Genomic DNA, 23774 nt, shown 5'->3' with positions numbered 1-23774 from the left:
GGTTGAACCCGGTTGTTCGCAAGCACCCGGATGGGCCGGGTGCCTCTGTTTAGGAGTTCTGACGATGCGCACAGGCGTTATCGCGAAAAAAGTCGGGATGACCCGCCTCTTCCAGGAGGACGGTCGGCACGTGCCGGTTACCGTTCTGTCGCTGGAAGGCTGCCAGGTTACATTGCATCGCACCGCCGATCGTGATGGCTATTTTGCCGTCCAGCTCGGTGCCGGCGAAGCCAAGCACAAGAACGTCAACAAGCCGCAGCGCGAAGCTTTCGCCAAGGCTGAAGTCGGCCTCAAGATGAAGGTCGCCGAATTCCGCGTGGATGGCGAAGACGCCCTCCTGCCGGTCGGCGCCCGGATCTCCGCCGAGCATTTCATTGCCGGCCAGAAGGTCGACATCACCGGACATACGCAGGGCAAGGGCTTCGCCGGCGCCATGAAGCGCTGGAACTTCGGTGGTCTGCGCGCCACCCACGGCGTCTCACTCTCGCACCGTTCGCACGGTTCGACGGGTCAGCGCCAGGATCCTGGCAAGGTGTTCAAGGGCAAGAAGATGGCCGGCCACATGGGCGACCGTCAGCGCACCCAGCAGAACCTCGAGATCGTGCGCACCGACGCCGAACGCGGCCTGCTCTTCGTCAAGGGCTCGGTCCCGGGCGCGAAGAACGGCTGGATGCTGGTTCGCGATTCCGTCAAGATCAAGCACTCCGAAGATCTGCCGTTCCCCGGTGTGATGTTCCGTAATCAGGACGAGTTCGCTCACGACGAGGCCGATGCCGGCCTGATCGAGAGCAGTGCCGATCACGCCGTGAACCCGGAAGTTTCGGTCGAGCAGCAGGAAAAGCTGATGCAGCAGCAGAGTGCCGGCGCCGATGCCGAAACTGGCGCTGCTGACGAGAACACCAGCACCACGCCGAGCGTCGACAAAGACGCCGGCGAGAACAAGGAGGGCTGACCCATGAAGGTGAAGGTCCAGAATATCGACGGCAAAGCGTCGGGCGATATCGAACTTGACGATGCCGTGTTCGGGGTCGAGCCGCGTGCCGACATCCTGCACCGGGTCGTTACCTGGCAGCTCGAGAACCGCCGCGGTACTGCCCGCGCGGCACGCGAGCGGTCCGATGTGAACCGCACGGGTAAGAAGTTTGTCCGCCAGAAAGGCACCGGCGGCGCCCGTCACGGCGATCGTGGCGCTCCGATCTTCATCGGCGGCGGCAAGGCCCATGGCCCGCGTCGGCGCGAGTTCGAGCAGTCGCTCAACAAGAAGGTCCGTGCGCTCGGTCTCAAGATGGCGCTGTCGAGCAAGGCCAAGGACAGCCTGATCGTCATCGACAACCTCGATCTCACCGAAGCCAAGACCAAGGCGCTCAAGGGCCAGTTCGACAAGAACGGCTGGAGCGGCAAGGTCCTGTTTATCGACGGTGAGACCGTGAACGACGGCTTCCAGAAGGCGGCACGCAACCTGCCGGGCATCAACATGCTCCCGGCGGTCGGTGCCAATGTCTACGACATCCTGAAGCACGACACGCTGATCCTCACTAAGGATGCGGTCGCAAAGCTGGAGGCCCGGTTCAATGGCTAAGAAGCAGGAAGTGGACGCGCGTCACTACGATGTGATTCTCGCGCCCCACATCACCGAGAAGTCGACGATGGCGTCCGAGCACAATGCGGTCGTCTTCAAGGTCGCGAACGATGCAACCAAGCCGCAGATCAAGGAAGCGATCGAGGCAATCTACGACAAGAAGGTCGTAGGGGTGAACACCATCGTGACCAAGGGCAAGACCAAACGCTGGAAGGGCAGGCCCTACAAGCGTTCCGACGTGAAGAAGGCGATCGTCACCCTCGCCGAGGGTGAAATGATCGACATCACGAGCGGTATCTGAGGGGCTAGGAACCAATGGCACTCAAAAATTATAAACCGACGAGCCCCGCACGCCGTGGCTTGATCCTGGTCGACAAGTCGGGGCTCCACAAGGGTGGCCCGATCAAGTCTCTGACCGAGGGCAAGCACAAGACGGGCGGCCGCAACAACAAAGGTCATGTGACCTCGCGCGGAATCGCGGGCGGTCACAAGCAGAAGTACCGCTATATCGACTTCAAGCGTCGCAAGTGGGATGTCGAGGGCACCGTGGAGCGGATCGAATACGATCCCAACCGCACGGCCTTCATCGCGCTGATCAAATATGCCGATGAAGAACTGGCTTACATCATCGCGCCGCAGCGGCTTGCCGTGGGCGACAAGGTGATTTCCGGCGAACGCGTCGACACCAAGCCTGGCAATGCGATGTTGCTCGGCCAGATGCCCATCGGCACCATTTGCCACAATGTGGAGATGAAGCCGGAGAAGGGCGGGCAGATCGCCCGTTCTGCCGGTGCCTACGTCCAGCTGGTCGGCCGTGATCGGGGGATGGTGATCGTCAGGCTCAATTCAGGCGAGCAGCGTTATCTGCGTGCGGATTGCATGGGCACCGTCGGTGCCGTGTCCAACCCGGACAACCAGAACCAGAACTTCGGCAAGGCGGGACGTACCCGCTGGAAGGGCCGTCGCCCGCTTACCCGCGGTGTCGCCAAGAACCCGGTCGATCACCCGCATGGCGGCGGCGAAGGCCGCACCAGCGGTGGCCGTCATCCGGTTACGCCGTGGGGCAAGCCTACCAAGGGCGCCCGCACCCGCAACAACAAGCAGACGGACAAAATGATCATCCGTTCGCGCCACGCCAAGAAGAAGAGGTAAGGACCAATGGCTCGTTCCGTCTGGAAAGGTCCGTTCGTCGAACTCAGCCTTTTGAAAAAGGCCGAAGACGCGCAGGACATCAGTGGCTCCAAGCCCATCAAGACCTGGTCGCGTCGTTCGACGATCCTGCCGCAGTTCGTCGGTCTGACGTTCAGCGTCTACAATGGCCACAAGTTCATCCCGGTCTCCGTCTCGGAAGAGATGGTCGGCCACAAGCTCGGCGAATTCGCGCCGACGCGGACATTTCCGGGGCACGCCTCGGACAAGAAGGGTAAGCGCTGATGGGCAAGGCCAAGTCTCCCCGCCGCGTGGCCGATAACGAGGCTCTTGCTGTCGGCACCACCATCCGTGGTTCCGCGCAGAAGCTGAACCTTGTCGCGGAACTGATCCGCGGCAAGAAGGCCGAAGAGGCGCTGAACATCCTCTCCTTCTCCAAGAAGGCGATGGCCCGTGATGCCAGCAAGGTGCTCGCTTCGGCGATCGCCAATGCGGAAAACAATCACGATCTCGATGTCGATGCGCTGGTGGTTGCGGAAGCTTCCGTCGGCAAGTCGATCACCATGAAGCGTTTCCACACGCGCGGTCGTGGCAAGTCCACCCGTATCCTGAAGCCGTTCAGCAAGCTGCGGATCGTGGTGCGCGAAGAGGAAGAGGCGTAAGATGGGCCAGAAGAGCAATCCGATCGGTCTGCGTCTGCAGATCAACCGCACCTGGGACAGCCGCTGGTACGCCGAAGGGCGGAACTACGCACAGCTGCTCAAAGAAGACATCATGATCCGCAAGTTCATCATGGAGTCGCTGCCGCAGGCTGCGATCTCCAAGGTGGTGATCGAGCGTCCGGCCAAGCTGTGCCGCATTTCGATCTACGCTGCCCGTCCCGGTGTCATCATCGGCAAGAAGGGTGCGGACATCGAGAAGCTGCGCGTCAAGCTGGCATCGATGACCGCCAGCGACGTGAAGCTCAACATCGTCGAGATCCGCAAGCCGGAAGTCGATGCCAAGCTCGTGGCTCAGGGGATCGCCGATCAGCTGATCCGCCGGATCGCGTTCCGTCGTGCGATGAAGCGCGCCATGCAGTCTGCCATGCGTCTGGGTGCCGAAGGCATCAAGATCGTTTGTGGTGGTCGTCTTGGCGGCGCCGAAATCGCGCGTGTCGAACAGTACCGCGAAGGCCGGGTGCCGTTGCACACGCTCCGCGCCAACATCGACTATGCCGAAGCCGAGGCGCTGACCGCCTATGGCATCATCGGCATCAAGGTGTGGGTCTTCAAGGGCGAGATCCTCGGCCACGATCCGACTGCGCAAGACCGTCTGATGATGGAATCGCAGACCTCCGGCGTGCGACCGGCTCGCTGATTGCAGGATAGGTAGAAAAAATGCTGCAACCGAAAAAAACCAAGTTCCGCAAGGCCTTCAAGGGCCGGATCAAGGGTGAAGCCAAGGGCGGAACCACGCTGAACTTCGGCTCCTACGGCCTCAAGGCCCTGGAGCCCGAGCGTATCACCGCGCGCCAGATCGAGGCCGCGCGTCGTGCGATCACGCGCCACATCAAGCGTCAGGGACGCCTGTGGATCCGCGTGTTCCCCGATGTGCCGGTTTCGAAGAAGCCCGCCGAAGTGCGTCAGGGTAAGGGCAAGGGCTCGGTCGAATATTGGGCCGCCCGCGTCAAGCCGGGCCGGATCCTGTTCGAGCTCGACGGCGTTGCCGGCCCGCTGGCTGCCGAAGCCTTCGAACGCGCAGCGATGAAGCTGCCGATCAAGACGAAGGTTATCGCCCGCTTTGGCGACACCTCGCACCTGGGAGGCGAATGATGGCCCAGAATTCGACCAAGACCGACGATCTGCGCCAGAAGAGCGACGATCAGCTTTCGGAAGAGCTCACCACGCTCAAGCGCGAGCAGTTCAACCTGCGCTTTCAGGCTGCCACCAACCAGCTCGAAGCGCCGGCGCGCATCCGCGAAGTCCGTCGCACGATCGCCAAGATCAAGACGCTTCAGACCGAGCGCTCCAAGCGCTCCGATGCTGACGCCAAAGCGAAAGCCTGAGGAGTAGGCCATGCCCAAACGTATCCTGATCGGGACCGTCACTTCCGACAAGACCGACAAGACCGTGACCGTGAAGGTCGAACGCAAGGTGAAGCACCCGCTCTATGGGAAGATCATCCGTCGTTCGAAGAAGTATCACGCTCACGACGAGACGAATGAATACACGCTCGGCGACGTCGTCCGTATCGAGGAGACCAAGCCGATTTCGAAGACCAAGACCTGGCTCGTGAAGGATCGCGTAACCGCGGGCGGCACCCAGGCGGTCGAGGCGGATCTCGAGGTCGAGGCCGCCAGTAACTGACGTTTTAGGAACTGCCGGACTGGTTCCGGCAAGCCAATGAGAAGGAAGACGGATCGATGATCCAGATGCAATCCAATCTCGACGTCGCGGACAACAGCGGCGCCAAGCGCGTCCAGTGCATCAAGGTGCTGGGCGGGTCGAAGCGTCGTACCGCGAGCGTCGGCGATGTCATTGTGGTTTCCGTCAAGGAAGCCCAGCCGCGCGCCAAGGTGAAGAAGGGCGACGTCCATCGCGCCGTGATCGTGCGGACCCGCAAGGACGTCCGCCGTCCCGATGGCAGCGTCATTCGCTTTGACAGCAATGCCGCGGTGCTCGTTAACAAGAGCGAAGAGCCGATCGGCACCCGTATCTTCGGCCCGGTGGTGCGCGAACTGCGCGGCCGCGGCTTCATGAAGATCATCTCGCTCGCGCCGGAGGTGCTGTAATGGCCGCCGCAAAGATCAGGAAGGGCGACAAGGTCGTGGTATTGTCCGGCAAGGACAAGGGCCAGACCGGCACCGTCTCCAAGGTAATGCCCAAGGAAGGCAAGGTGATCGTGGATGGCGTCAACATCGCCACCCGTCACCGCAAGCCCGACCAGGCCAACCCGCAGGGCGGGATCGACCGCTTCGCCGCGGCGATGCCGATCTGCAAGGTGGCCGTGGCCGATCCCAAGGACGGCAAGCCCACCCGCGTCCGTTTCGAAGAGAAGGACGGCAAGAAGGTGCGCGTCGCCGTCAAGTCCGGGGAGACCATCGATGGCTGATTATACCCCTCGCATGAGGCAGCGCTACGACGACGAGATCGTCAAGGCGATGACCGAGAAATTCGGTTACAAGAACCGTCTCGAAGTTCCGCGTCTGGACAAGATCACACTCAACATGGGTGTGGGCGAAGCCAGTCAGGACAAGAAGAAGGTCCAGACCGCCGCCGATGAAATGGCGCTGATCGCCGGCCAGAAGCCGGTCATCACCATCGCCAAGAAGTCGATCGCCCAGTTCAAGCTGCGCGAAGGCATGCCGATCGGCTGCAAGGTGACCTTGCGTCGCGAGCGGATGTTCGAATTCGTCGACCGTCTGGTGACGATCGCTATGCCTCGCATCCGAGATTTTCGTGGTCTCAACCCGAAGAGTTTCGACGGGCGCGGCAATTACGCGATGGGCCTGAAGGAACAGATCGTTTTCCCCGAGATCAGCTACGACAAGATCGAGAAGGTCCGGGGCATGGACATCATCGTAACCACCACGGCGAAGACCGACGACGAAGCGCGCGAATTGCTGCGCCTGTTCGGCTTCCCGTTCATTGGCCACATGGCCGAGCAGAAAGAAGCCGCCTGAGGGCCGCTAGCAGAGGAACTTAAGTCCAATGGCGAAACTGAGTTCGATCAACAAGAACGAGCGTCGCAAGAAGCTCGTGAAGCAATATGCCGCTAAGTATGAAAAGCTTAAGGCAATTGCAGACGACTCCTCGCTCGACGAGAGCGATAGGCTGATGGCGCGCCTGAAGATGGCCGAGATTCCGCGTAATGCGAATCCGACCCGCGTGCGCAATCGCTGTGCGACCACCGGCCGCCCCCGCGGCTATTACCGCAAGTTCGGCGTCAACCGGATCGAGCTGCGGAATCTGGGCAATAAGGGCCTGATTCCCGGCCTGACCAAGTCGAGCTGGTGAGGAACTAGACGATGGCAATGACCGATCCCCTGGGTGACATGCTCACCCGTATCCGCAACGGCCAGCAGGCGAAGAAGGACTCCGTGCTTTCGCCGGCGTCCAAGCTGCGCGCGAACGTCCTGGAAGTGCTCCAGCGCGAGGGCTACATTCGTGGCTTCTCCGAGGACTCCAGCGGCAAGCACAAGGCGCTGCGGATCGAACTGAAATATTTCGAAGGCGAGCCTGCTATCAAGCACGTCTCGCGCGTTTCGAAGCCCGGCCGCCGCGTCTACTCGGGTTCCAAGGAACTTCCGACGGTGCGCAACGGCCTCGGCATCACCATCGTCTCGACGCCTCGTGGCGTGCTTTCCGATGCGGAAGCCCGCACCGAGAACGTCGGTGGCGAAGTGCTGGCGGAGGTGTACTGATGAGCCGCATCGGTAAACGACCGGTCGCGATCCCCAATGGGGTTAGCGCCAATATCGATGGCAACGTGCTGAGCGTCAAAGGGCCCAAGGGCACTCTGACCCTGCATCTGTCGGATCACATCGCCTACAAGGTCGAGGGCGACGAGATTCAGGTCAATCCGGCCAATGAAACCAAGGAGGCTCGTTCCTTCTGGGGTCTGCAGCGCACTCTGGTTTCCAACCTTGTCGAGGGCGTCACCGACGGTTTCGCCAAGACGCTGTTGATCACGGGTGTCGGCTATCGTGCCGCGTCGCAGGGCCGGAAGCTCAAGCTTCAGCTCGGCTACAGCCACGATGTCGATCTCGACATTCCCGAAGGCCTCGATGTCGCCACCCCCGATCAGACGACCGTGATCATCTCGGGTATCGACAAGCAGGCCGTTGGCCAGTTCGCCGCAGAAATCCGCCGCTGGCGCAAGCCCGAACCCTACAAGGGCAAGGGTATCAAGTATCAGGGCGAGTACGTCTTCCGCAAGGAAGGGAAGAAGAAGTAACATGGCCAAACTTTCCCTTTTCGAACGCCGCCGCCAGCGTGTCCGCACTGCGCTCAAGAGCCGTGCGGGCGGCAAGCCGCGACTGTCCGTGCACCGCACCGGCAAGCACATCTACGCGCAGATCATCGATGACGCCGCCGGCAAGACCGTCGCCGCCGCATCGACGCTCGGCGCGGAGAATTCCGGTGCCAATATCGATGCCGCCAAATCGGTTGGCAAGGACATCGCCGCCGCCGCCAAGAAGGCCGGCGTCACTACCGTCGTGTTCGATCGCGGCGGCTTCCTGTTCCACGGCCGCGTGAAAGCGCTGGCCGACGCCGCCCGCGAAGGCGGGCTGGAGTTCTGATGATGGCTGACGACAACAAATCCGCAGAGACCCCCGACACCAAGGCTCCCGAAGCCGAGGCCACGGCGACGGAATCCAAGTCCGAAGCCAAGCCGGTCGAGATCGACCAGCCTGCCAAGGCCGAAACCGAGCATGCGGTCACCAAGGAAGAACCGGCAATCGCCGACACGCCTTCCGAGGCTGCTGCCAACCAGTCGCCTGCCCAGGCTTCCGAAGGCCAGCCCCGCGATCGCCAGAATGCCGGTCGTGGACGCGGCGGGCCCGGTGGCGGCGGCGGTGGTCGCGGCGGCCCGGGTGGCCCCGGCGGCGGCAATCGCGGTCGTGGCGGCCCCGGTGGAGGTCGTGACAACAACCGTCGTGGCGGTGGACGCCAGGAAGAAGACGACGGCATCATCGAGAAGCTGGTCCACATCAACCGCGTCTCCAAGACCGTGAAGGGTGGTAAGCGCTTCGGCTTCGCCGCTCTGGTCGTGGTCGGCGACGGCTCGGGCCGGGTCGGCTTCGGTCACGGCAAGGCGCGCGAAGTGCCGGAAGCCATTTCCAAGGCAACCGCTGCTGCACGCAAGAAGATGATCCGCGTTCCGCTCAAGGAAGGCCGCACGCTTCACCATGACGGCAAGGGCCGGTTCGGTGCGGGCAAGGTCAATGTTCGTTCGGCACCTGCGGGTACCGGGATCATTGCCGGTGGTCCGATGCGTGCCGTGTTCGAAAGCCTGGGCGTTGCCGACGTGGTGACCAAGTCGGTCGGTTCGTCCAACCCCTACAACATGATCCGCGCCACCTTCGACGCGCTGGTGAACCAGACTTCGCCGAAGTCTGTGGCCCAGCGTCGCGGCAAGAAGGTCTCCGACCTGCTCGGCCGCGGTGGCGCCAGCGAACCCGAGGCGCAAGTCGACGCCGCAGCGGTCGCGGAGTAAGACAGATGGTCAAGAACAAGAAAACGAACGACACGATCACCATCCGGCAGATCGGTTCGCCGATCCGGCGTCCCGAGAGCCAGAAGAAGATCCTCACCGGTCTGGGCCTTGGCAAGATGCACAAGACCGTCGAGATCGAGGACACCCCCGAGGTGCGCGGCGCGATTGCAAAATTGCCGCACATGGTCGAGGTGATCTAAGAGACATCGAGCCCCCCGCCGACGCGGGGGGCCGATCCTTGTTTCCGCACCCGGCGGAAATCGAGACACAATCAGCGCGAACAAAGCGAAAGCGAGTGCACCCATGACTTTCAAACTCAACGAAATCCGCGACAATCCCGGCGCTCGCAAGAGCCGTATGCGCGTTGGACGCGGCATCGGTTCGGGCAAGGGCAAGACCGCGGGCCGTGGCCAGAAGGGCCAGAAGAGCCGTTCGGGCGTCGCCGTGAAGGGCTTCGAGGGCGGCCAGATGCCGCTCCACATGCGGCTCCCGAAGCGCGGGTTCAACAACCCCTTCGCCAAGGACTTTTCCGAAGTGAACATCGGGATGATCCAGAAGTTCATCGATGCCGGCAAGCTCGACGCCAAGGGCACGATCGACCACGAAGCGCTCAAGGCCGCTGGCCTCGCGCGCGGCGGCAAGGACGGTCTGCGCCTGCTCGGCAAGGGCGAACTGACCAGCAAGCTCAAGCTGACCGTTGCCGGCGCCTCCAAGGGTGCCATCGAAGCGGTCGAGAAGGCAGGCGGTTCGGTCGACGTCGTCAAGGTCAAGAAGGTCAGCGGCAAGCCCAACGAGAACAAGACCGGCAAGCACGCTGCAGCCAAGACTGCTTCCGAATAATCGGAAAAATCGGGAGCGGGGTTCGACATTGCGGACCCTGCTCCCTATCTGTCCTGTCTGCCGGGACGGGCCGGCGCCCATCATACGCAGACGCTAGGATCGACATTTAAGCCATGGCATCACGCGCCGACAATATTGCGAGCCAGATGAGCCTCGCGAATTTCTCCAAGGCCACCGAGCTGCGCCAGCGTATCTGGTTCACCATCGGCGCGCTGATCGTGTTCCGCTTTCTCAGCTTTGTGCCGCTCCCGGGTATCAACCCGCGGGTCCTCGCCCAGCTGGCCGAGACCACCCAGGGTGGCATTCTCGACATGTTCAACATGTTCACCGGCGGCAGTCTGGAGCGGATGAGCCTGATCGCGCTCGGCGTGATGCCCTATATTACTGCCTCGATCGTGGTCCAGCTCGCCAGTGCGCTGCATCCCACGCTCGCCGCGCTCAAGAAAGAGGGCAGCACCGGTCGCCAGAAGCTCAATCAGTACACCCGCTACGGCACCGTGTTCCTGTGCTCGATCCAGGGCTGGTTCCTGGCCGCCGGGCTCGAGAGCTTCGGCGCATCGAACGGCCTCAACGCGGTCATAGATCCGGGCATGGCGTTCCGCATTGGCGTGGTCATTTCGCTGGTCGGCGGGACGATGTTCCTGCTGTGGCTGGGCGAGCAGATCACCAGTCGCGGCATCGGCAACGGCGTCTCGCTGATCATCATGGCGGGCATCGTCGCCCAGTTCCCCGGATTCGCCTCGAACCTGTTCGAAGGCGGGAGGACGGGTTCGATCTCGCCGGGGATCATCATCGGCTTCATCATAATGGTGGTGGTGCTGATCCTGATCATCTCCTTCGTCGAGCGTGCGCAGCGGCGGTTGCTGATCCAGTATCCCAAACGCGCGACGCAGCGCGGAATGATGCAGGCCGATCGCTCGCACCTGCCGCTCAAGCTGAACACCGCTGGCGTTATCCCGCCGATCTTCGCGAGTTCTTTGCTGCTGCTGCCGCTCACCATCAGCCAGTTCGCCGGCAGTTCGGTCGATACCGACAGCGGGTTCGGCGGTACGATCGTGGCGCTCAACCAGTATCTGGCTCACGGCCAGCCGCTCTACATGACGCTTTATGCGGCCGGCATCATCTTCTTCGCGTTCTTCTACACCGCGGTGGTCTTCAATCCCGAGGAAACCGCTGACAACCTCAAGAAGAACGGCGGCTTCATTCCGGGCATCCGTCCGGGCAAGCGGACCGAGGAATATCTCGATTACGTGCTTACGCGGATCACCGTGGTTGGCGCGATCTATCTGGCGCTGGTCTGCGTGATCCCGGAATACATGATTGCCCAGACTGGCATTCCGCTGTTCCTTGGCGGTACGAGCCTGCTGATCGTCGTGAACGTCACGGTCGATACGATCAGCCAGATCCAGTCGCATCTGCTGGCGCACCAGTACGGCGATCTCATCAAGAAGGCCAAGTTGAAGGGCCGCAATCGCTAGCATACCCGAGGGGGCGAAGGGGACTTTACGGAATGGACATAATCCTTCTGGGGCCTCCGGGCGCAGGCAAGGGCACGCAGTCGCAGCGCCTGGTCGAGCATCATGGCATGCGCCAGCTCTCGACCGGAGACATGCTGCGCGGTGCGGTAAAGGCGGGCACGCCGGTCGGACTCAAGGCGAAGGCGGTCATGGAGCGAGGCGAACTCGTCAATGATGATATCGTCTCCGACCTGATCGATGCCGAGCTCACCGAGATGGGTCCCGAGACCGGCGCCATCTTCGACGGCTATCCACGCACCGACGCACAGGCGGCGATGCTCGATGAAATCCTCGAGCGTCACGGTCGCAAGCTCGATCATGTGATCGAACTGGGTGTCGATGAGGATGCCCTGGTCGAACGGATCATCGGGCGATTTACCTGTGCCGAATGCGGGGCAGGGTATCACGACATCTTCAAGCTCCCGAAAGTGCCCGGAACCTGCGACAAATGCGGTTCGACCGAGTTCAAGCGTCGGCCGGACGACAATGAAGAGACCGTGCGCAAGCGCATGGCGCTCTATCGTGCCGAGACCGCGCCGATCTTGCCCGGTTACGAAAGCCGCGGCATCGTCAGCCGGGTGGATGGCATGGCCAGCATCGAGGATGTGACCCACACGATCGACACCATCCTCGCTGCGAGCTGACGGCGCGCGACGTGGGTTCCGACAAGACAGCATCATCTTTCCATAGCCTTCGCGCTGGCCTAACGCCGGGGCAAAGGAGTGATGGATGCGTACACCGTTTATCTTCGCTGCCGCTCTCGCGGTCGCCATGTCTGTGTTCCCCGCCTCGGCAGAGGTGGTTTCGACCACCGATGACGGCTTCGTCACCCGCGCCACCGCAGAGGTCGCGGCGGAACCGCTCGCCGTCTGGCTGGCGCTGACCAAGCCCGGCCAATGGTGGAACTCCGAACACACCTGGTCGGGCGGCGCCGCGAATATGACGCTGACCCCGCAGGCGGGCGGATGCCTTTGCGAAAAGCTCCCCGGAGACGATGGCAAGGAGGGGTTCGCCATGGATGGCAGCGCGCACCACGCCACCGTCGTGCAGGCATTCCCCTTGCGGGTGTTGCGATTGCGCGGTGGGCTGGGGCCGCTGCAGGGCGAACCAGCGACCGGCATCCTCACCATAACGCTCAAGGAGATAGATGGCGGGACCCGTGTGTTGTGGGAGTACAATGTCGGCGGGCCGATGCGCTACGAGATCGGGCAGATTTCCGGCGCCGTCGATGCGGTGATGACGCAGCAGCTGGTGGGACTGCGCGATCATCTCGGCGTTCTCGGGGGCGCTGCGCCGCAGAATGAGGTGGCGGCTGACGCGGGCGATGGCGATGGCGAGGGGCCGGACGAAGGGTCGGTACCGGCGCCGCAGATCGAACCTGAGGCGACGCTCGAAGACCAGATCGACGCGCTGGGTAGGGTCGAATAGGATCAGGCACGGGTTGGTGCGTTTTGACGGCCGCCCTGCTTCGGGTTATACCGTCACCTTAAAGCGCCGCTCAGCCCTCCGCTCCTCCCTGGGGTAGGGGATGTCGCATGGTCTCGCTCGTGCTTGCCGGTTGACGCGCTGGTCGAATCGACGTAAGCGCGCCCTTCATTCGACAGTATCGGACGGGTCCGGCAGGCGGCAGCCTTTGGATGCGCGCTATCCGGAACCCTTTCGCAATTGTCGGTGGATTTAGCGATGAGATAGGGGGCGGCCCGTCAATCGGACCGCAAACCCCTGTGGAGCATGGAGAAGTATTAAGTGGCACGTATTGCCGGGATCAACATCCCCACCAACAAGCGCGTGATTATCGCGCTTACCTATATTCACGGAATCGGTCGTACGACGGCGGTCAAGATCGCCGAAAAGCTGGGTATCGACCAGTCGCGCCGGGTGCAGGACCTCACCGACGAGGAATTGCTGCGAATCCGCGAGACCATCGATTCGGATCATCAGGTCGAGGGCGATCTTCGCCGCGACACCGCGATGAACATCAAGCGTTTGATGGATCTGCGGACCTATCGCGGTCTGCGTCATCGTACCGGCCTGCCCGTTCGCGGACAGCGCACCCACACCAACGCCCGCACCCGCAAGGGCAAGGCCAAGCCGATCGCCGGCAAGAAGAAGTAAGCCACGGAGGCTTTATGTCTCCGGAGCTTTTCCCTTCTCGTGAATATAGAGGAATACACAAATGGCACGCGAACCCGGCCGAGTTAAACGTCGCGACAAGAAGAATATCACCAGCGGCGTGGCGCACATCAACGCCAGCTTCAACAACACGATGATCACCATCACCGACGCCCAGGGCAATGCGATCAGCTGGTCCAGCGCCGGCACGATGGGCTTCAAGGGCAGCCGCAAGTCGACCCCCTACGCCGCCCAGGTCGCCGCTGACGATGCCGGCAAGAAGGCTGTCGAACACGGCGTCCGGACGCTGGAAGTCGAAGTGAAGGGTCCGGGCTCGGGCCGCGAGAGCGCATTGCGCGGTCTTGCTGCGGTGGGCTTCACCATCACCTCGATCCGCGACGTTACGCCGATCCCGCACAACGGCGTCCGGCCGTCCAAGCGTCGCCGCGTCTGATCCGTGCCTGCCTGGCGGGACCATTCGGGTCCCGCCGACAATCTCTCACGGACCGGGCGCTCTACCAGAGCTTCCGGTCCTGCCCATATCCGAACCCGCCCAGCGCGAAATAGGGGAAATCCATGTCCGTCAACACCAAGAACTGGCAGGAACTCAAGAAACCCAGCAGCCTCGAAATCAAGGACGGCGGCGAAAAGAACCGCAAGACGACCTTCGTCGCTGAACCTCTCGAGCGCGGCTTCGGCCTGACGCTCGGCAACGCGCTGCGCCGCGTGCTGCTCTCCTCGCTTCAGGGCGCGGCGATCACCTCGATCAAGATCGAGAACGTGCTCCACGAATTCTCCTCGCTCGCCGGCGTGCGCGAGGACATCACCGACATCGTCCTCAACGTGAAGCAGATCGCGCTGCGGATGGAAGGCGAAGGCCCCAAGCGGCTCCAGCTTTCGATGACCGGTCCGGCGCAGGTCAAGGCCGGCGACATCGCGGTTTCGGGCGATATCGAGGTGATGAACAAGAACCTCGTGATCTGCCATCTCGACGAAGGTGCCACGCTCAACATGGAGCTGACCGCCGATATCGGTAAGGGCTATTCGCCCGCGGTCCAGAACCGTCCGGCCGATGCGCCGATCGGTCTGATCCCCGTCGACAGCCTCTATTCGCCGGTTCGCCAGGTGAGCTACAAGGTCGAGGCCGCCCGCGTCGGGCAGGAGCTCGATTACGACAAGCTCTCGCTGACCGTCGAGACCGACGGCACCGTCACCCCGGAAGACGCCGTGGCCTATGCCGCGCGCATCCTCCAGGACCAGCTGACGCTGTTCGTCCACTTCGAGGACGGCGTGCCGCAGCCCAGCTCGGCGATGATCGGTCAGGCTGCAGAGCCGCAGGAAAGCGACACCAACCAGCTCAACCGTTACCTGCTCAAGAAGGTCGACGAGCTGGAACTGTCGGTGCGCAGCGCCAATTGCCTCAAGAACGACAACATCATCTACATCGGCGATCTGGTCCAGAAGACCGAAGCCGAGATGCTGCGGACGCCGAACTTCGGCCGCAAGTCGCTCAACGAGATCAAGGAAGTGCTTTCCAGCATGGGTCTGCGTCTCGGGATGGATATCCCGGGCTGGCCGCCGGAGAACATCGAGGAAATGGCCAAGAAGCTCGAGCAGGAACTGCTCGGCTGATGCCGTCCCCCGCCTCGTGCGGGGGATAGTTTCGACGGGCGATGGTGACGGCCCCTGACGGTCACCGGCTACGGGCTACCTGGTACGGGCCCCTAACGAACCAAGGAATGAATAATGCGTCATGGTATTTCGCAGCGCAAGCTGAGCCGGAAATCGGGCCACCGCAAGGCCCTGTTCCGTAATATGAGCGCGGCACTGATCAAGCACGAGCAGATCCTCACCACGCTGCCCAAGGCAAAGGAACTGCGCCCCTATGTCGAGAAGCTGATCACGCTGGCCAAGCGCGGCGGGCTTTCGAACCGCCGCCTCGCCCATGCGCGGATGCTCGACGACGCCCAGCTCAAGAAGCTGTTCGACATTCTGGCCGACCGCTATTCGGATCGTGAAGGCGGCTACACCCGCATCATCAAGGCCGGCTATCGCGGCAGCGACGCCGCGCAGATGGCGATCATCGAACTGGTCGACCGCGACGTCGACGCCAAGGGCAAGGACAGCGGCCCGGTGATGAACCACGACGAGGAAGAGCTCGAGGACGCCTGAGTCTCCGAACTTTCCAAAGAATTCCGAAAGGGCCGCCCGGGAAACCGCGCGGCCCTTTTCTTTTGCGCAGAGCGTGGCACAAGGTGGCGCATGATCCGCCAGACCCTTGCAGCCGCCGCGCTGTTCTCCACCGCCGCCATCGCCACACCGGGGTTCGCCCAAAGCGCGCAGGAGCAGCTCGACACCCGTTACGACCGCGCGCTGGCGGCCGGGTACAAGGCGCTGATGCTGTGCGGGGCGATCGCAAATGCCGAGAGAAACGGTGCGACGCGGACGCCCGAGAGCGTCGCGCAATGGGAGATGGCGGGCATCCAGGACCCGCTCGACGGAATCGTCGGGGATTTGCCCTATAGCATTCAGAGGTTCGGTAGCGAATCCGACTGGATGGCTGGCAAGCTGCAGCGGGTTTCGGTCCAATGGGCCGATGATATGCCTGCACGCATTGCGGTTCATCACTACCCGCGAGGCTGTGCTCTTCAGCCGATCGGCAAAGGGGCAGTTGGAGTCTTTTTTGAAGAAATGGCTGCACTAGAGGCTCTGCCCCTCATCCACGGGTTTGGAGATGAGCCTACATGGCGATCGGCTGTCGATGGGTTCAGCGAACGGTACGGGGCGGGCTCGCGGACGACCGCGACGTTGGTGATCCAGAACAGCCGAGTTGTGGCCGAAGAATATCGCGCGCCTTTCGCTCCGAACATCCCGCAACGTACTTGGTCGGTAGCCAAAAGCGTCGCTGCTACCTTGATCGGTGCAGCCCATCACAGGGGAGAAGCGGAAACGGGTTATCCGATCGATTATCCGGGTTGGGAGGGCGGGGATCCGCGCAATCCGAACATCCTTCTCGACAATCTGTTGCGTATGGCCTCGGGTCGTTATTCCGATACGCCCGGCAATCGCACCGATCCGCTCTATTGGGGCGGTTCGACTGTGGATGAAACGGCAGCGCATTGGCCGTTGATCCACCGGCCCGCCACCGTGTTCCGCTACGCCAACAACGACACGCTGATGGCGGTAAAGGCGATCGAGGACACTTTCGAGGATCACCCGCCTGCGGCTTTCTTCGCCAAGCTCGGCATGGATCATACGGTGGCCGAAACCGACTGGCAGGGCAATTACATCTTCTCCAGCCAGGTCTGGTCCACTGCGCGCGATCTGGCGAAATTCGGCCAGCTGTATCTCGACGATGGCCTGCTGCCCGATGGCCAGCGCATCCTCCCTGAAGGCTGGGTCAAATACGTCTCCGCCGCTTCGGGCCCGCAACCCGAGGGGCGCTCCATGGGCTATGGCGCGGGCTTCTGGCTGTTCAACCAGACCGAGGGCATTCCCGCCGACACCTTCGCCGCCATGGGCAATCGCGGGCAATATGTCGTGATCGTCCCCAGCCGCGTTGTGGTGATCGTCCGGCGCGGCGAGGATCCGGTGGGCGAGAGCTTCGATATCCTCGGCTTCACCCGCGATGTGCTGGCCGCACTGGCTGAATGATTGCGCCGTTCGGGCCGCGCAGCTAGTCCTGTCCCAACGAAATTCCCCATGAATACCGGAGAGAACCCCATGTCCCGTATCATCGCTCTTGCGTTGGCAGGCGCCGCCACCATCGCGCTCGCTGCAACCCCCGGAACCGCCCAGACCGTGACCCCCGATTATCCCGAGACCCGCGCCACCGATACCAGCGAGGTCCTGTTCGGCCAGACCGTGGCCGATCCCTATCGCTGGCTCGAGAACGACGTTCGCACCGACGCGCAGGTCGCAGAATGGGTCGAGGCGCAGAACGTCGTCACCGACGCCTATCTCGAGACGCTGCCCGGCACCGCCTGGTTCAAGGAGCGGCTCGCCGAGCTGATCGATTACGAACGCTACGGCATCCCCAGCAAGGCGGGCGAGCGCTATTTCTACAGCTACAATTCGGGGCTGATGAACCAGTCGCAATATTTCGTCCGCGACGGATGGGATGGCGAGGCGCGGCTGCTGCTCGATCCCAACGAATGGTCCGCCGACAACGCCACCGCGCTGGCCGACACCGCGGCTTCCAAGAGCGGGCGCTATCTCGCCTATGCGATCCAGGACGGCGGCAGCGACTGGCGCACGATCAAGGTCCTCGATGCCGACACCGGCGAGGAGATGGCAGACGCAATCGAATGGGCCAAGTTCACCGGCATTTCCTGGATCGGCGACGAGGGCTTCTTCTATTCGCGCTTCCCCGCCACCGAGGAAGGCCAGGATTTCCAGTCGCTCAACTACAACCAGACAGTCTATTTCCACCGTCTCGGCACTCCGCAGAGCGCGGACGAGCTGGTCTACGAGACCCCCGATGCCCGCGAACAGGGCCACGGTGCCGGGGTCAGCCATGACGGGCGCTGGGCCTTCGTCTCCAGCTCGACCGGCACCGACGACCGCAATGAATTGCGTGTAATCGATCTGACCAGCCGCGCGAGCGAGGGCTGGACACCGCGCCCGCTGATCACGGGCTTCGACAACAGCTGGAGCCCGATCGCCTCGACCGGCGACACGGTCTATTTCATGACCAACAAGGACGCACCGCGCTATCGCATCGTCCGCGCCGATCTCACCGCTGACACGCTCGAATGGGAAGAGGTCGTGGCGCAGAGCGACGAGCCGATCGCGGGCGCCGCGATCATCGGCGACAGGCTGGTGGTCGAATATATGAAGGATGCCAGCAGCCGCGCGGTCTATCACGACCTCGATGGCAAGCCGACCGGCACGCTCGACCTGCCCGGCATCGGCTCGATCGGCGGTCTCAACGGCGACTCCGGTGACGCGGAGACCTTCTACAGCTTCACCAGCTTCAACCAGCCCGGCGCGATCTATCGCCTCGATGTCGCCACCGGCGAACGCAGCACCTTCGCCGAACCCGAAGTCGCCTTCGAACCCGACGATTACCGCGTCGAGCAGGTGTTCTACAATTCCAAGGACGGCACTCGCGTCCCGATGTTCGTGGTCCGCCACAAGGACAGCACCGGGCCTTCGCCCACGCTGCTCTACGCCTATGGCGGGTTCAATATCTCGCTGACGCCGAGCTTCTCGCCGACCCGGCTCGCCTGGCTCGAGGCCGGCGGCACCTTCGCGCTCGCCAATATCCGCGGCGGCGGCGAATACGGCAAGGAATGGCACGACGGCGGACGGCTGAACAACAAGCAGAACGTGTTCGACGATTTCATCGCCGCGGGCGAGTTCCTCAAGGCCAACGGCTACACCTCCGAGCACGGGCTGGCGATCCAGGGCGGCTCCAACGGCGGCTTGCTGGTGGGCGCGGTGGTCAACCAGCGGCCCGACCTGTTCGACGCGGGCAATGCCGCAGTGGGCGTGATGGACATGCTGCGCTTCGACCGCTGGACCGCGGGGCGCTACTGGGTCGACGATTACGGCTATCCCGACCGCGAGGCCGATTTCGCGGTCCTGCGGTCCTATTCGCCGCTGCACAATATACAGAGCGGGGTGGACTATCCCGCGCTGCTGGTGACCACCGCCGACACCGACGACCGCGTGGTCCCGGGCCACAGCTTCAAATACACCGCCGCGCTGCAGGCGGCCGATCTGGGAGACCAGCCGCAATTGATCCGGATCGAGACCCGCGCGGGCCATGGTTCGGGCAAGCCGACCGACAAGGTGATCGACGAATATGGCGATATCCTCGCCTTCCTCGCGCAGCACACCGGGCTGGAAGTGCCTCCCGCCGAGTAGAACCACAGCCACCGTTCAGGCAAGTGTCGCTTTATCTGAACGGTGGCTGTCGGGCGAATTCAGGCTCGCCTCAGTGCAGCACGCCTAGAACCTCATGTGAAGCCAAAGCACTCTCGCCCCGGCCGAGCATGAGGATCGACCCATGAAGACCATCACCAAAGCACTCGCCAAGGGAAGCATGGCGACCATCGCGGCAGGCGCGATGGCGATGACTTCCGCAACCCCGGCCTTTGCGCAGTCGCGCGACCGCGACAACGGCATTGGCGCCGGCGAGATCATCGCCGGTGCGGTGATCCTCGGCGGTATCGCCATTGCTGCCGGCGCGCTGGGAGGTTCGCGCGATCGCTATGACGATCGTCGATATCAGGACCCGCGCTATCAGGACCCGCGCTATCAGGACCCGCGCTATCAGGACCGGCGCTATCAGAACAATCGCTACCAGAACAATCGCTATGCCCGACAGGTCGATCCGCGAACCGCGGTGCAACGCTGCGTCGCCGCGGCCGAGAACGACGCCCGCCGCTACGGCTATCGCTACGCCAATGTGACTCAGATCCGCGACGTCAGGGACAACCGCAACGGGTTCCGCGTCCGCGGCGATCTGGTGGTCGATGGCCAGCGCAACTCGCGTTACGACCGCCGGGGCAATCAGCGTGCCGATCAGGGCCGCTTCAATTGCCAGGTCGACTATCGCGGCCAGATTCAGAACCTCAATTACAACGGCATCCGCGGCCTTCGTTAGGTCAGGGCTCGAATACGCTGAATGAGTTCCCACGAGGGCGGTTCAGGCTCGATATAGCCTGGACCGCCTAGCTCATCGACCAGACTTTCGCGGCTCCGGAGTGGGGCGGACCGCATGGGGACCATGATATGATCAGATTTGCCCGCCTTGCCGCTGCTCCCGCCATGCTGGCGGCGCTTTCGCTGACCGCCGCGCCTGTGTTGGCAGCCGATTTGCCTGCTTCCAGCAGCCGCAGCGCCATCGCTTCCCAGTTGGCCTGGGATGCAGGCGAGGGCCAGACCTACCAGCAATACCGCACCTATCGCCACGACCGGCGTTATGATCGTCGGTACGACCGCCGTTATGACCGGCGCCACGGGCGTGGCGGCGTCGATGCCGGCGATATCGTCACCGGAGTGCTGATCCTCGGCGCGATCGCCGCAGTCGCGAGTGCGGCAAACCGCGGCAACGAGCGCCAGACGCGCTACCCCGACTCCCGCTACCCCGACTCCCGTTACCCCGACTCCCGTTACCCCGACTCCCGTTACCCCGATTCCCGCTATCCGGACGCCCGATATCCGGCGCAGAATTCCTCCTATCGCAGCGCCGACACCGGCGGGCTCGATCGCGCGGTTTCGATGTGCGTCGAGAGTATCGAGCGCGACACCCGCGTCGAGAGCGTCGATTCGGTGAATCGCGACGCCTCGGGCTGGCGCGTTACCGGTCGGCTCTACGATGGCGCTGGCTTCAGCTGCTCGATCGGCGCCGATGGCCGCATCCAGGCGATCGATCTCGGCAGCGGCACTGCCGGTTATGGTAACTCCCCCTATGAGGCGAGCAGCAGCGCGCCTGCCTATGCCGCTCCCGGCAGCGACGATCGGCAATACGACGACGACAGCTATCGTTCGGCATGGGCGAATGTCGATGCGCAGCCCGCACGCCCCGCTGCGGCGACATCCGAAGGGCCCCTCCCGGCCTATCCCGGTGGTCCGCTGCCCGGCGATCTCGAACAGGACGAGATCGGTACCGGATACCCCGGCTCTTAGTCGCTATTCCTTGCGCACCAGCGGGTCACGATAGGCGGGCAGCGACAATTTCCAGTGGATCGCCGCCGAGCGCAGGGTGTAGCCCGCAGTTACCGCCCCGATCCAGACCCACTCGCGCTGGATCGCGATCAGCTCGCCTACCACGGCGAGCGCGGCAGACAGTGCGGCTGCGGTCACGTAAAGCTCGGGGCGCATGATGATCGAAGGGCGCCCCGCGATCATGTCGCGGATGATCCCGCCCACCGTGCCGGTCACCACCCCCATCAGGATCGCCGGGATTGGCGGAACGCCATAGCTCAGCGCCTTGGCCGCGCCGATTACCGCATAGGCCGTCAGCCCGAGCCCGTCGGCGAAATCGAGCAGCTTGCCATCCCACCAGCGCGTCGGGGTGAACCAGGTGAGCAGCGCGGTCGCGAGGCACACCGCCGCGACCCAAGGGTGACCGATCCAGAACACCGGTGCGCCGATCAGGAGATCGCGCACCGTGCCGCCCCCGACACCCGTCACCAGCGCGAAGAACGCCATGGTGACGAAAGTCTGCTGTTCGCGGGCCGCGACCAGCGCGCCTGTCAGCGCGAAGATGCCGATCCCGATCAGGTCAAGCCAGTCGAGCACGGGAGTGAGGATTTCGGCGTTCATGTGCGCGGACTCACGAAACGGGCCTGCTCCGGCGCCGACGGAACAGCAGCGCCGTCCCGATGAGCGTGCCGAGCAGTGCCAGCGCTGCGAACAGGATCAGCACCGGATGGCTGGTGTCCTCGCGGGCTTCCAGATCCATGATATGGAGGCCCCACATCAGGTCGAACACCCGCCAGAACCGCGTGCGCACCGCCTCGATCTCGCCGCTCTCGGTGCCGACGTAGACATGCGTTCCGTCCTCAAGAGCGACCTGCCAGACAGGGAGCTCGCGGCGGAAATCGAACGGCGTCTCATCCGCCTCGAACCGCGTCACCGCAGCGACGGCCTTGCCGCCGACGATCCGCTCGGCCACCAGCAGCCGCGCCTCGACATCGGTCAGCCGCGCCATCGCGCTGCCATCGGCGCGGAAGCGCTCGCTACTGCCGTCGAGATAGGTGATCCGGGTGACGGTGGTCCGGCGTTCGACCTGCGTAGTGACCGATCTGACCGGGCGGGTGGTATCGGCCGGCAGCGCGACCGCGATCTGGACGTCGGATGGCAGCGCCTGCTCCTCGACCGGCAGCCGCAGGTGCTCGCCGCGCACTTCCTCGATCGGGCGGGCAACCATGACCAGCCCGGTCAGCGTCCACATCACCAAGGGGACCGCGATTCCCCAGCCGAGCCAGATGTGCCAGCGGGCGAAGCGCTGCATGAGTTTGGCGTTCATCGCAGACCCTAACCGTGCAGTATCTGGCCGATGCCACGCGCGGCGGCGATGCAGTCGAGATCGCCCCATGCGGGCCCGATGACCTGCATGCCGCAGGGCAGGCCCGCGCTCTCGCCCACCGGAAGGACGGTGGCGGGCAGGTTGGGGAAAGTGGCAAGGCCCGCCCAGGCCAGCCCATCAGCCGCGCGCCGACTGGTGCCGTCGATCGTCTCGGCGCCCTGGAAATAGGCTTCGTCGCGGTGGCTGAAGGCCAGCGTCGGTGCGGGCGGGGCGAGCACGAAATCATAGCGCTCGAACACCGCGTTCCATGCCGCTGCATTGACCGCCTGCGCATCGAGCAGGGCGAACCAGTCGCTGGCGCTCGCGCGCTTGCCATCGGGCGAAGCAGCGCCGCGCGCCATCGCGATGTTGAGCGTCTTCATATAGTCGCCATGCTGGCGCGCCAGATCGGGGACCAGCTCGCTCGACCGGTCGAGCCGGATGCCGGCCTGCTCCAGTTCCTTCGCCGCCGCCTCGATCGGCGCGCGCACCGAAACATCCACTGGGCTTGCCGGATGATCGAGCAGCAACAGCATGCGGCATTCGCGCAGCGGCTTGCAACGTGACGCGAGCGGCCGCTCGGTGGTGATCCGGACCAGCGCCTCGAGATCTTCTCCATTGCGCGCCAGTGGCCCGACGACCCCGAGCGGGCCATCATGCGCGCCGGAGAAACCCGGGCTGCTGGAGAGCGAAGGGTGGTAATGCCCGCGCAGGCTGATCAGGCCCCAGCTGGCCTTGTGGCCCCAGACGCCGCAGAAATGCGCAGGCACGCGGATCGAACCGCCGATATCGCTGCCAAATTCGCAAGGCACCATGCCGCTTGCCACCGCCGCCGCCGCGCCGCCCGAGGAGCCGCCGGGCGAGCGCGCGGGATCGTGCGGGTTGCTGGTGCGGCCATAGACCGGGTTGTTCGACTGCCAGTCGGCCAGATCAGGAGGAATGTTGGTCTTGCCGAGGAAGAGCGCGCCCGCGCGCTTCAGCCGCTGCACCACCTCGGCATCGCGGCTGGCGATGTTGCCGGCGTAGCGCTCGTGGCCCCAGCTGCTGGGCAGTCCCGCGATGTCGAAGCTTTCCTTGATGGTCATTGGAACGCCGAACAGCGGCTGGTCCTCGCGCGGGGCCTGGCCATCGAGCGCGCTGGCCGCTTCGCGGGCGCGATCGAAATCGCACACCACCACGGCGTTGACCTTGGCGTCGAGCTTCTCGATCCGGGCGATAGCGTGCCCAACCGCCTCGCGCGGCGACAGCTCGCCCGCTCGGATCGCCGCAGCCGTTTCCAGCGCACCGGGTTTGTCGGTCAGTGTCGGATAGGCCATGCCGCTCGCTCCTTTTCCGCCCGTCTAGGCGGGCAGGT

At 63.6% G+C, this 23774-nt stretch carries 34 protein-coding genes; 31 read left to right on the top strand and 3 right to left on the bottom strand.

Going from position 1 to position 23774, the window contains the following annotated elements; all coding sequences use genetic code 11:
• The first annotated feature begins 64 nt into the window (after positions 1 to 64).
• The 31 genes from rplC to A9995_RS16920 all read left to right on the top strand — a co-directional run bounded on the left by rplC (position 65) and on the right by A9995_RS16920 (position 21036).
• Positions 65 to 952 carry a 50S ribosomal protein L3 gene (rplC, locus tag A9995_RS02255; RefSeq protein WP_067608547.1) on the top strand — a complete coding sequence of 296 codons (888 nt, stop codon included), beginning with the start codon at positions 65 to 67 and terminating at the stop codon, positions 950 to 952.
• Between the two features lie 3 nt (positions 953 to 955).
• Positions 956 to 1579, top strand: coding sequence for a 50S ribosomal protein L4 (rplD, locus tag A9995_RS02250; protein ID WP_067608544.1), 624 nt, complete (start codon positions 956 to 958; stop codon positions 1577 to 1579).
• Complete coding sequence (locus A9995_RS02245) at positions 1572 to 1880, top strand: 50S ribosomal protein L23 (RefSeq protein WP_067608542.1); 309 nt, start codon at positions 1572 to 1574, stop codon at positions 1878 to 1880. Before rplD ends, A9995_RS02245 begins: the two co-directional genes overlap by 8 nt.
• A 14-nt stretch (positions 1881 to 1894) precedes the next feature.
• Positions 1895 to 2731 (top strand): 50S ribosomal protein L2, encoded by an 837-nt coding sequence (gene rplB, locus A9995_RS02240; protein ID WP_067608539.1) that lies wholly within the window; start codon positions 1895 to 1897, stop codon positions 2729 to 2731.
• A 6-nt stretch (positions 2732 to 2737) separates the two neighbouring features.
• Positions 2738 to 3013 carry a 30S ribosomal protein S19 gene (gene rpsS / locus A9995_RS02235; RefSeq protein ID WP_067608536.1) on the top strand — a complete coding sequence of 92 codons (276 nt, stop codon included), beginning with the start codon at positions 2738 to 2740 and terminating at the stop codon, positions 3011 to 3013.
• Entirely contained in the window at positions 3013 to 3390 is a 378-nt protein-coding gene (gene rplV / locus A9995_RS02230; protein ID WP_067608533.1) for a 50S ribosomal protein L22, read from the top strand. Before rpsS ends, rplV begins: the two co-directional genes overlap by 1 nt.
• 1 nt (position 3391) lies before the next feature.
• Positions 3392 to 4087 carry a 30S ribosomal protein S3 gene (rpsC, locus tag A9995_RS02225; RefSeq protein ID WP_067608530.1) on the top strand — a complete coding sequence of 232 codons (696 nt, stop codon included), beginning with the start codon at positions 3392 to 3394 and terminating at the stop codon, positions 4085 to 4087.
• A 20-nt stretch (positions 4088 to 4107) separates the two neighbouring features.
• On the top strand, positions 4108 to 4542 hold the full coding sequence (rplP, locus tag A9995_RS02220; protein ID WP_067608527.1) for a 50S ribosomal protein L16: 435 nt from the start codon (positions 4108 to 4110) through the stop codon (positions 4540 to 4542).
• A complete protein-coding gene (rpmC, locus tag A9995_RS02215; RefSeq protein ID WP_369815792.1) occupies positions 4542 to 4775 on the top strand; it encodes a 50S ribosomal protein L29 in 234 nt (77 codons plus the stop codon). The genes rplP and rpmC overlap by 1 nt, the downstream gene beginning before the upstream one ends.
• 10 nt (positions 4776 to 4785) lie before the next feature.
• On the top strand, positions 4786 to 5076 hold the full coding sequence (gene rpsQ, locus A9995_RS02210) for a 30S ribosomal protein S17 (RefSeq protein ID WP_067608520.1): 291 nt from the start codon (positions 4786 to 4788) through the stop codon (positions 5074 to 5076).
• A 56-nt stretch (positions 5077 to 5132) separates the two neighbouring features.
• A complete protein-coding gene (gene rplN / locus A9995_RS02205; protein ID WP_067608516.1) occupies positions 5133 to 5501 on the top strand; it encodes a 50S ribosomal protein L14 in 369 nt (122 codons plus the stop codon).
• On the top strand, positions 5501 to 5821 hold the full coding sequence (rplX, locus tag A9995_RS02200; protein ID WP_067608513.1) for a 50S ribosomal protein L24: 321 nt from the start codon (positions 5501 to 5503) through the stop codon (positions 5819 to 5821). Before rplN ends, rplX begins: the two co-directional genes overlap by 1 nt.
• The gene (gene rplE, locus A9995_RS02195) at positions 5814 to 6392 is read left to right on the top strand and encodes a 50S ribosomal protein L5 (RefSeq protein ID WP_067608510.1); all 579 of its coding nucleotides are present in this window, start codon (positions 5814 to 5816) and stop codon (positions 6390 to 6392) included. The genes rplX and rplE overlap by 8 nt, the downstream gene beginning before the upstream one ends.
• Positions 6393 to 6420: 28 nt before the next feature.
• Positions 6421 to 6726, top strand: a complete 306-nt coding sequence (gene rpsN / locus A9995_RS02190) for a 30S ribosomal protein S14 (RefSeq protein WP_067608506.1) — start codon at positions 6421 to 6423, stop codon at positions 6724 to 6726.
• A gap of 11 nt (positions 6727 to 6737) precedes the next feature.
• Positions 6738 to 7133: a 30S ribosomal protein S8 gene (rpsH, locus tag A9995_RS02185; RefSeq protein WP_067608502.1), complete on the top strand. Its 396-nt coding sequence runs from the start codon at positions 6738 to 6740 to the stop codon at positions 7131 to 7133.
• Positions 7133 to 7666 (top strand): 50S ribosomal protein L6, encoded by a 534-nt coding sequence (rplF, locus tag A9995_RS02180; RefSeq protein WP_067608499.1) that lies wholly within the window; start codon positions 7133 to 7135, stop codon positions 7664 to 7666. The genes rpsH and rplF overlap by 1 nt, the downstream gene beginning before the upstream one ends.
• Position 7667: 1 nt before the next feature.
• Positions 7668 to 8012 (top strand): 50S ribosomal protein L18, encoded by a 345-nt coding sequence (gene rplR / locus A9995_RS02175; protein ID WP_067608498.1) that lies wholly within the window; start codon positions 7668 to 7670, stop codon positions 8010 to 8012.
• Entirely contained in the window at positions 8012 to 8929 is a 918-nt protein-coding gene (gene rpsE / locus A9995_RS17295; protein ID WP_233998047.1) for a 30S ribosomal protein S5, read from the top strand. The genes rplR and rpsE overlap by 1 nt, the downstream gene beginning before the upstream one ends.
• A 5-nt stretch (positions 8930 to 8934) precedes the next feature.
• Positions 8935 to 9129 (top strand): 50S ribosomal protein L30, encoded by a 195-nt coding sequence (gene rpmD / locus A9995_RS02165; protein ID WP_067608494.1) that lies wholly within the window; start codon positions 8935 to 8937, stop codon positions 9127 to 9129.
• A gap of 103 nt (positions 9130 to 9232) precedes the next feature.
• Entirely contained in the window at positions 9233 to 9769 is a 537-nt protein-coding gene (rplO, locus tag A9995_RS02160; protein WP_067608491.1) for a 50S ribosomal protein L15, read from the top strand.
• A 113-nt stretch (positions 9770 to 9882) separates the two neighbouring features.
• The gene (gene secY / locus A9995_RS02155) at positions 9883 to 11247 is read left to right on the top strand and encodes a preprotein translocase subunit SecY (RefSeq protein ID WP_067608488.1); all 1365 of its coding nucleotides are present in this window, start codon (positions 9883 to 9885) and stop codon (positions 11245 to 11247) included.
• A gap of 32 nt (positions 11248 to 11279) precedes the next feature.
• A complete protein-coding gene (locus tag A9995_RS02150) occupies positions 11280 to 11930 on the top strand; it encodes an adenylate kinase (RefSeq protein WP_067608485.1) in 651 nt (216 codons plus the stop codon).
• 85 nt (positions 11931 to 12015) lie between these two features.
• Positions 12016 to 12714: an SRPBCC family protein gene (locus tag A9995_RS02145; protein ID WP_067608482.1), complete on the top strand. Its 699-nt coding sequence runs from the start codon at positions 12016 to 12018 to the stop codon at positions 12712 to 12714.
• Between the two features lie 318 nt (positions 12715 to 13032).
• Complete coding sequence (rpsM, locus tag A9995_RS02140) at positions 13033 to 13401, top strand: 30S ribosomal protein S13 (RefSeq protein WP_067608479.1); 369 nt, start codon at positions 13033 to 13035, stop codon at positions 13399 to 13401.
• 61 nt (positions 13402 to 13462) lie between these two features.
• Positions 13463 to 13852: a 30S ribosomal protein S11 gene (gene rpsK / locus A9995_RS02135; RefSeq protein WP_067608476.1), complete on the top strand. Its 390-nt coding sequence runs from the start codon at positions 13463 to 13465 to the stop codon at positions 13850 to 13852.
• A gap of 122 nt (positions 13853 to 13974) precedes the next feature.
• Positions 13975 to 15030 (top strand): DNA-directed RNA polymerase subunit alpha, encoded by a 1056-nt coding sequence (locus tag A9995_RS02130; RefSeq protein WP_067608472.1) that lies wholly within the window; start codon positions 13975 to 13977, stop codon positions 15028 to 15030.
• 114 nt (positions 15031 to 15144) lie between these two features.
• Positions 15145 to 15570: a 50S ribosomal protein L17 gene (rplQ, locus tag A9995_RS02125; protein WP_067608470.1), complete on the top strand. Its 426-nt coding sequence runs from the start codon at positions 15145 to 15147 to the stop codon at positions 15568 to 15570.
• Positions 15571 to 15660: 90 nt separating this feature from the next.
• Positions 15661 to 17052, top strand: coding sequence for a serine hydrolase (locus tag A9995_RS02120; protein ID WP_067608467.1), 1392 nt, complete (start codon positions 15661 to 15663; stop codon positions 17050 to 17052).
• Between the two features lie 69 nt (positions 17053 to 17121).
• Positions 17122 to 19269, top strand: a complete 2148-nt coding sequence (locus tag A9995_RS02115) for a prolyl oligopeptidase family protein (RefSeq protein WP_067608464.1) — start codon at positions 17122 to 17124, stop codon at positions 19267 to 19269.
• A gap of 142 nt (positions 19270 to 19411) precedes the next feature.
• Positions 19412 to 20011: a hypothetical protein gene (locus A9995_RS02110; RefSeq protein WP_067608461.1), complete on the top strand. Its 600-nt coding sequence runs from the start codon at positions 19412 to 19414 to the stop codon at positions 20009 to 20011.
• Positions 20012 to 20139: 128 nt separating this feature from the next.
• Complete coding sequence (locus A9995_RS16920) at positions 20140 to 21036, top strand: hypothetical protein (RefSeq protein WP_168157297.1); 897 nt, start codon at positions 20140 to 20142, stop codon at positions 21034 to 21036.
• A 3-nt stretch (positions 21037 to 21039) separates the two neighbouring features.
• Here the strand turns inward: A9995_RS16920 and A9995_RS02100 are convergent, their stop codons facing one another.
• The 3 genes from A9995_RS02100 to A9995_RS02090 are packed head-to-tail and all read right to left on the bottom strand — an operon-like array spanning position 21040 to position 23736.
• A complete protein-coding gene (locus A9995_RS02100) occupies positions 21040 to 21675 on the bottom strand; it encodes a trimeric intracellular cation channel family protein (RefSeq protein WP_067608454.1) in 636 nt (211 codons plus the stop codon).
• Between the two features lie 10 nt (positions 21676 to 21685).
• Positions 21686 to 22381, bottom strand: a complete 696-nt coding sequence (locus A9995_RS02095; RefSeq protein ID WP_067608451.1) for a PepSY domain-containing protein — start codon at positions 22379 to 22381, stop codon at positions 21686 to 21688.
• A gap of 8 nt (positions 22382 to 22389) precedes the next feature.
• Positions 22390 to 23736 carry an amidase family protein gene (locus tag A9995_RS02090; RefSeq protein WP_067608448.1) on the bottom strand — a complete coding sequence of 449 codons (1347 nt, stop codon included), beginning with the start codon at positions 23734 to 23736 and terminating at the stop codon, positions 22390 to 22392.
• Positions 23737 to 23774 lie beyond the last annotated feature (38 nt).

The organism is Erythrobacter sp. QSSC1-22B, from assembly GCF_001678665.1.
Lineage (GTDB): Bacteria > Pseudomonadota > Alphaproteobacteria > Sphingomonadales > Sphingomonadaceae > Qipengyuania.
This window is presented reverse-complemented; position numbering and strand designations above follow the sequence as displayed.

Excerpts from the sequence above, each read along its gene's own strand:
- rplN (WP_067608516.1), top strand. The coding sequence starts at position 5,133 with ATGATCCAGATGCAATCCAATCTCGACGTCGCGGACAACAGCGGCGCC.
- rpmD (WP_067608494.1), top strand. The coding sequence starts at position 8,935 with ATGGTCAAGAACAAGAAAACGAACGACACGATCACCATCCGGCAGATC.
- A9995_RS02095 (WP_067608451.1), bottom strand. The coding sequence starts at position 22,381 with ATGAACGCCAAACTCATGCAGCGCTTCGCCCGCTGGCACATCTGGCTC.
- rplR (WP_067608498.1), top strand. The coding sequence starts at position 7,668 with ATGGCCAAACTTTCCCTTTTCGAACGCCGCCGCCAGCGTGTCCGCACT.
- rplX (WP_067608513.1), top strand. The coding sequence starts at position 5,501 with ATGGCCGCCGCAAAGATCAGGAAGGGCGACAAGGTCGTGGTATTGTCC.
- A9995_RS02120 (WP_067608467.1), top strand. The coding sequence starts at position 15,661 with ATGATCCGCCAGACCCTTGCAGCCGCCGCGCTGTTCTCCACCGCCGCC.
- A9995_RS02090 (WP_067608448.1), bottom strand. The coding sequence starts at position 23,736 with ATGGCCTATCCGACACTGACCGACAAACCCGGTGCGCTGGAAACGGCT.
- rpsN (WP_067608506.1), top strand. The coding sequence starts at position 6,421 with ATGGCGAAACTGAGTTCGATCAACAAGAACGAGCGTCGCAAGAAGCTC.
- rplO (WP_067608491.1), top strand. The coding sequence starts at position 9,233 with ATGACTTTCAAACTCAACGAAATCCGCGACAATCCCGGCGCTCGCAAG.
- A9995_RS02110 (WP_067608461.1), top strand. The coding sequence starts at position 19,412 with ATGAAGACCATCACCAAAGCACTCGCCAAGGGAAGCATGGCGACCATC.
- A9995_RS02145 (WP_067608482.1), top strand. The coding sequence starts at position 12,016 with ATGCGTACACCGTTTATCTTCGCTGCCGCTCTCGCGGTCGCCATGTCT.
- secY (WP_067608488.1), top strand. The coding sequence starts at position 9,883 with ATGGCATCACGCGCCGACAATATTGCGAGCCAGATGAGCCTCGCGAAT.
- rplV (WP_067608533.1), top strand. The coding sequence starts at position 3,013 with ATGGGCAAGGCCAAGTCTCCCCGCCGCGTGGCCGATAACGAGGCTCTT.
- rplP (WP_067608527.1), top strand. The coding sequence starts at position 4,108 with ATGCTGCAACCGAAAAAAACCAAGTTCCGCAAGGCCTTCAAGGGCCGG.
- rpmC (WP_369815792.1), top strand. The coding sequence starts at position 4,542 with ATGGCCCAGAATTCGACCAAGACCGACGATCTGCGCCAGAAGAGCGAC.
- rpsS (WP_067608536.1), top strand. The coding sequence starts at position 2,738 with ATGGCTCGTTCCGTCTGGAAAGGTCCGTTCGTCGAACTCAGCCTTTTG.
- rpsQ (WP_067608520.1), top strand. The coding sequence starts at position 4,786 with ATGCCCAAACGTATCCTGATCGGGACCGTCACTTCCGACAAGACCGAC.
- rpsC (WP_067608530.1), top strand. The coding sequence starts at position 3,392 with ATGGGCCAGAAGAGCAATCCGATCGGTCTGCGTCTGCAGATCAACCGC.
- rpsK (WP_067608476.1), top strand. The coding sequence starts at position 13,463 with ATGGCACGCGAACCCGGCCGAGTTAAACGTCGCGACAAGAAGAATATC.
- A9995_RS02130 (WP_067608472.1), top strand. The coding sequence starts at position 13,975 with ATGTCCGTCAACACCAAGAACTGGCAGGAACTCAAGAAACCCAGCAGC.
- rplF (WP_067608499.1), top strand. The coding sequence starts at position 7,133 with ATGAGCCGCATCGGTAAACGACCGGTCGCGATCCCCAATGGGGTTAGC.
- rplQ (WP_067608470.1), top strand. The coding sequence starts at position 15,145 with ATGCGTCATGGTATTTCGCAGCGCAAGCTGAGCCGGAAATCGGGCCAC.
- A9995_RS02115 (WP_067608464.1), top strand. The coding sequence starts at position 17,122 with ATGTCCCGTATCATCGCTCTTGCGTTGGCAGGCGCCGCCACCATCGCG.
- A9995_RS02100 (WP_067608454.1), bottom strand. The coding sequence starts at position 21,675 with ATGAACGCCGAAATCCTCACTCCCGTGCTCGACTGGCTTGACCTGATC.
- rplC (WP_067608547.1), top strand. The coding sequence starts at position 65 with ATGCGCACAGGCGTTATCGCGAAAAAAGTCGGGATGACCCGCCTCTTC.
- rplD (WP_067608544.1), top strand. The coding sequence starts at position 956 with ATGAAGGTGAAGGTCCAGAATATCGACGGCAAAGCGTCGGGCGATATC.
- A9995_RS16920 (WP_168157297.1), top strand. The coding sequence starts at position 20,140 with ATGATCAGATTTGCCCGCCTTGCCGCTGCTCCCGCCATGCTGGCGGCG.
- rplE (WP_067608510.1), top strand. The coding sequence starts at position 5,814 with ATGGCTGATTATACCCCTCGCATGAGGCAGCGCTACGACGACGAGATC.
- rpsE (WP_233998047.1), top strand. The coding sequence starts at position 8,012 with ATGATGGCTGACGACAACAAATCCGCAGAGACCCCCGACACCAAGGCT.
- A9995_RS02245 (WP_067608542.1), top strand. The coding sequence starts at position 1,572 with ATGGCTAAGAAGCAGGAAGTGGACGCGCGTCACTACGATGTGATTCTC.
- rplB (WP_067608539.1), top strand. The coding sequence starts at position 1,895 with ATGGCACTCAAAAATTATAAACCGACGAGCCCCGCACGCCGTGGCTTG.
- rpsH (WP_067608502.1), top strand. The coding sequence starts at position 6,738 with ATGGCAATGACCGATCCCCTGGGTGACATGCTCACCCGTATCCGCAAC.
- A9995_RS02150 (WP_067608485.1), top strand. The coding sequence starts at position 11,280 with ATGGACATAATCCTTCTGGGGCCTCCGGGCGCAGGCAAGGGCACGCAG.